A 4,071-nucleotide genomic window follows, 5' to 3' on the forward strand; every position below is an offset into this window, starting at 1 on the left:
AAGGCGTTGGAGAAGGCGGAATCCGTCGCCAAGGAACTGGAGACAAGGAAGCTCAGAGAGGCTGCCAAATGCCTGCGCGAAGGCATTAGCGAGACGACGACCTACCTGCTCGACGACTATCCGAGGGAACATCGCCGGCGCATCCGTACGAACAACATGATCGAACGATTGAACCGCGAGATCAGGCGACGCACGCGCGTGGTCGGCTCGTTTCCGGACGGGCGGAGCGCGTTGATGCTCGTCTGCGCGCGCGTCCGCTACGTGACCTCGAACGAGTGGTCGACGCGCCGTTACCTCGACATGTCCCGGCTCGGTGAGAGCGTACCAGTAGCGAACTGATCATCGTCGCAGAGCCGGGCGAAGACCAAAGTGCGCAAGAATCCGGGCACTACCGGCAGTGGCAGTGGATGATAATGCGTGCACGTTCGTTATTCGTGACAAGAAGAATCGTGACTATGCGTTACTTTCTGATCGTGCGTTGACTATTACGCGAATACAGAAGCCCAACGCGTAGTGTAGGTTGTTGTTTGTGAGCCTATGTGGGTGTTGCCAATGCTAATACATTGGCAACACCCACATAACTATTAGCACGAACTAGCGTTCGTTGTGCTCACGTTCGCCAGAGAAAATGCTTCGCCAAACATCGAAGCTAGCAAGATTATATGCGCGATATCGCTTCGCTAATGTATCGAATTCATGGTGGAATTTTCTCGCGAGCTGTAACCCTTCAATCATGTTGCGGCGGAATGTTGTATCATTGCGTTTTAGCCAGCTTACTGAATTACCGTCAGGCGTGGTTACTAGTGCTGAATTAATGCCGGAGAATGAACTCCAGAATGCATCTTTCGCAGGTATTGCCACATCGGGTGCCTGAGCATGCGAAGCATCAACTGAACCGAGCAAACTCCTGACAATACTCCGCACACCATTCTTCGTATTCTGTGAACGAGCTTGCGGATGATTCGTGGGGGAGACGAATTCAGTAATCGGCTCGGGAAAAGTATCGAGATCGTTGGACGTTTGTGCATCCTCGAACGCAGCCCGTTCTTTGCGAACCTCTGCCAGCTTGCTAGGCATGGATGAGACAATATAATCTGGTCCTTTGAGAATATCCTTAATACCTTGATGGCGAAGCGCCATCGCAGAATACAGGAACCGTAACCCTACATTGAGATCGCCATAGAGCATTTCAAAGATCATACGGTTCGTAGGCTTCGGACAATGCAGAAGCGCGAAAATCCAGCGATTTCGTTGGAAGAAATACTCCTCCCATGTACGGGCAGGATCTTTGTCATGCCATGCTTGATGCCATACAGCAACACCAGGCATACAGACTGTTGGGAATCCATGCTCACGGGCACGAATACAATACTCAGTATCATCAAACTTAATGAAAACTGGCAAACTCAAACCGATTTCTTTGATCACTCTAACCGGAATAAGGCACATCCACCATCCGTTAAAATCCGCGTCAATCCGTTGATGACGTTCCGGCGAATCTCGTAACGGACGCATAGCAAAATCATGATTATATTCCAGACCCAGCGAAGGCTTCATCCAAATAGTATGACGATCGAGGCGTTCTCCTTGCGTATACAGTACGGTACGGTTGTCTAAATGGAACATTCCACCGCCTACCAACGTAGGACGGGTAGTGTAATCCGCAAACTGCACTGCACGCAGAATAGCTTCTGGCTCTGTAATAGCATCGTCATCATGGAGCAGAACGTAGTCACTTTTCCCAGCTTCTACAGTTTCAAACATGCCACGCGAATATCCGCCCGAACCACCGAAATTTGACTGCCGAAGATAGGTGAGCTGGGAGCCGAGCTGCCGTGCGGTGCTCTCAAAATCAGGCTGTTCAGATACGTGATCGGTGCCTTGATCTACGCAATAAATAGTGTCAAGGCGTGTGCGTAACTCATCTGCTGCTGCAATATCTTTGAGCAACGAAAGACAGTACGATGGTCGATTGAACGTGGTAATCGCCACTGACACAGTGGACTGAGATTTGCTTTGCTGCGGGCGCACAGTTTTCTCGGCAGACGGGACTTGCCATTGTGCCGACTCAATAGTGAACGTATCCGTATTGCTCGTATTTTCTGCGTCAAACCAAATGTAGCCGCCATCCATGAGATTCGTTAGTGGAATAACTGTTTCAATATGCTGAAGCTCGCTATTGTTTGCCGTGTTGACGCTGATCGTGGAAACGGGGTTATACAATCCTCGTCCAGTTGACTTGAAGACAGTCAGCGTGCCCGTTCCAGTAACGTTGACCGTTAAACGAACCTGCTTGACATGAGTCCAGCGTTTCCAGTACGCGGCTGGGAACGCATTAAAGAACGTGCACAGCGACAGGTGATCATGCGGATTTAAAGCGATAGCATAACGTGAAAGGATATTTGACGATATTGGTAGCTGAGCGTTGGAAGATTGTGCTTTCTTAGCAGCCTCAGCAACAATCTGCTGAAATTCAGTTCTATTCATTCCGCTGAAATTCAGTGTTTGCATATCAGTTCGCGCATCAAGTACTGATGCTTGCAAATATGACGGCGTCCATGCCGTCACGTACAGCGGAAGAGTCAGTTCTGCGTCTTTGACGGGGAATACCACACGGTTAACGGTTTCCCAAGTATTGCTGGTATTGATATCCGACATGGGGTTCATTATACAAACGCGTGGCAATTTTCAGGTTGAAGATGATCTAGCGGGTCTGATCGGTTCTTGGCATGGCTTTATGTGGTTTTATGTTGAACCATGCTAAACCGATCAGGCATACCTGGCAGACCGTTCAATTTAGGGAACCGCAAAGAAATCAGTATCGTTAAGATATCCTTTGCCGGCAGTCATATCGTATTGGACAAGACGATAGTCATTGAGCAGCTGCTTAGCTTGCTCAGAGAGGTCTTGCTGCGCGATTTGATTGCCGTTAACGTCGAGATATGTTGTGGAAGTATCATTACCAAATCCTCCAGCTCCTAACACTAAACGACTTAGTGCAGGAGTTACGTCATGTAACTTAGTAAGTAGTGACAGGTAAGGTGAAACTTTTGCATTCATGTGCTCTGCGGCCATAGACATGAACATGTTAGATGACGCATATGCGTTGCTCTGTTCATCCAGTTTTGTTCCAGCTGATGGGGATGCCTGATTTGACCATATGAAATAATCAGTCTCATGAAGAGAGAGTGTATTGTCAGGATCGCTGGCAGCTGTTGGATAAATGCTGGGTAAATGATCTCCGTAAAAAATCACAGTAATCGGTTTGTCAATCTGATTGAGTTGATTAAGGAAATCGGCGGTTGCTTGATCTGTGATGCTGATGCCTTTTGTGTATGTGTCGATTGCGTATTTTTCGCCATCACTGAGCTGTGAAATGTCTGCAGCTTTAAATTGGTTATCTATATACCAATCGTTATAAGGCATGTGATTTTGCATGGTGACCAGTTGTATGAACTGGGGATGGTCAGTCTGCTGTATAGTATCGATGACACTGTGATATGTATCTGAATCACTGGTGTATGGCGAATTGTCGATATGATTTTGATATGAAATTGGTGGATTACTGTCTAGTGTACTCGAGGTGCCTCATTTGAAAGTGAGCGCGTAATCCGGAGTGGTGCCTCACTTAGGGTGAGCGCGAAATCCTAGTCCTTATCGGCTGGTGGGGTTTCGTTGTCTTCCGGTTCGACGCCCGCGATCCGGGCGAGCGTCTTGTTCAAGTATGCCATGTCCGGGCCCGAGCGTCTGGCCAGCCGCGCGGTGCGCGGGGCGGCCATGTCCTCGAGCCGGTCTTGGATGTCGTGGATGCGGCGGACGAGTTCGGCGGGGTTCACGGTCGCGAGCGTGCGTTCGATCTCCTCGCGCTTGTCGTCGGGGATGAAGCCGGGGCCGCCCGCGGCCCTATCTTGGTCGTCGAACTCCTTGAGCCGCTCCCATGGTGTGCGCGGCCTGTCGTAGACGCGGCGGGGGCGTCCGTCCCGTGTGCTTTCGCGCGCGATGGGTTTCTTGGACGGGGTGAACAGGTTGGCCTTGACACGCACCAGTTCCCACAGCTCGTTGAGCAGGTCG

2 protein-coding genes and 2 pseudogenes are annotated in these 4,071 nt (G+C 50.0%); 1 reads left to right on the forward strand and 3 read right to left on the reverse strand.

Annotation, left to right across the window (positions count from 1 at the left end):
- A partial coding sequence (locus tag BHAP_RS10860; RefSeq protein ID WP_211279738.1) for a transposase occupies positions 1 to 339 on the forward strand: 339 nt, incomplete at its 5' end.
- A 255-nt stretch (positions 340 to 594) separates the two neighbouring features.
- Here the strand turns inward: BHAP_RS10860 and BHAP_RS10865 are convergent.
- From BHAP_RS10865 to BHAP_RS10875, 3 genes and pseudogenes are all read right to left on the reverse strand, one after another.
- Positions 595 to 2,658, reverse strand: a complete 2,064-nt coding sequence (locus BHAP_RS10865) for a glycosyltransferase (RefSeq protein WP_094730684.1) — start codon at positions 2,656 to 2,658, stop codon at positions 595 to 597.
- A 138-nt stretch (positions 2,659 to 2,796) separates the two neighbouring features.
- Positions 2,797 to 3,576: pseudogene (locus BHAP_RS10870) on the reverse strand (sulfatase-like hydrolase/transferase); the annotation flags it as partial.
- A 71-nt stretch (positions 3,577 to 3,647) separates the two neighbouring features.
- Positions 3,648 to 4,071, reverse strand: a pseudogene (locus BHAP_RS10875) (integrase catalytic domain-containing protein); the annotation flags it as partial.

It is taken from the genome of Bifidobacterium hapali (assembly GCF_002259755.1).
GTDB classification, from domain to species: Bacteria; Actinomycetota; Actinomycetes; order Actinomycetales; family Bifidobacteriaceae; genus Bifidobacterium; species Bifidobacterium hapali.

Excerpts from the sequence above, each read along its gene's own strand:
- BHAP_RS10865 (WP_094730684.1), bottom strand. The coding sequence starts at position 2,658 with ATGTCGGATATCAATACCAGCAATACTTGGGAAACCGTTAACCGTGTG.